The 587-nt window shown below is 68.0% G+C and carries 1 protein-coding gene; it reads right to left on the bottom strand.

Translation table 11 applies throughout. From position 1 onward, the window contains the following. Positions 1-587 (bottom strand): AMP-binding protein (locus JGU66_36420; protein MBJ6766262.1); only part of this gene is annotated, 587 nt, incomplete at both ends.

Here is a 587-nt window from a genome sequence, read left to right as displayed (position 1 = left end):
TGGGAGCGCGTGACGGTCGAGCTTTCCGTGAGCGGAGAGGGGGAGTGAGTCGAGGAGGACGAAGGCGGAAGGAAGCATGAACTCCGGCAGGAGGAGCCGGAGGTGGGAGCGAAGCGCCGCGGGGTCGAGTGATGAAGGGGAGACGTAGGCGACGAGGCGCTTGTCGCCAGGAGAGTCCTCGCGGACCAGAGCGAGGGCTTCGCGAAGCGAGGGGAAGGAGCGCAGGGCGGCTTCGACTTCACCGAGTTCGATGCGGAAGCCGCGCAGCTTCACCTGGAAGTCGGAGCGGCCGAGGAACTGGAGGGTGCCGTTGGGGAGCCAGCGAGCCCTGTCGCCGGAGCGGTAGAGGCGAGCGCCGGGAGAGGAAGAGAAGGGGTGGGGGATGAAGCGTTCGGCGGAGAGGGACGGGTTGCCGAGGTAGCCATGGGCCAGGCCGTCCCCCCCGATGAAGAGGTCACCGGGGACGCCGATGGGGACAGGGTGAAGCGAGGCGTCGAGGAGGAAGACCTGGGTATTGGCGATGGGCCGCCCGATGGAGACCGCGTCATCCACGGTGTCCCCGGGTGACAGCAGATGGCACGTGGTGA

It is taken from the genome of Myxococcaceae bacterium JPH2 (genome assembly GCA_016458225.1).
GTDB lineage: Bacteria > Myxococcota > Myxococcia > Myxococcales > Myxococcaceae > Citreicoccus.
This window is presented reverse-complemented; position numbering and strand designations above follow the sequence as displayed.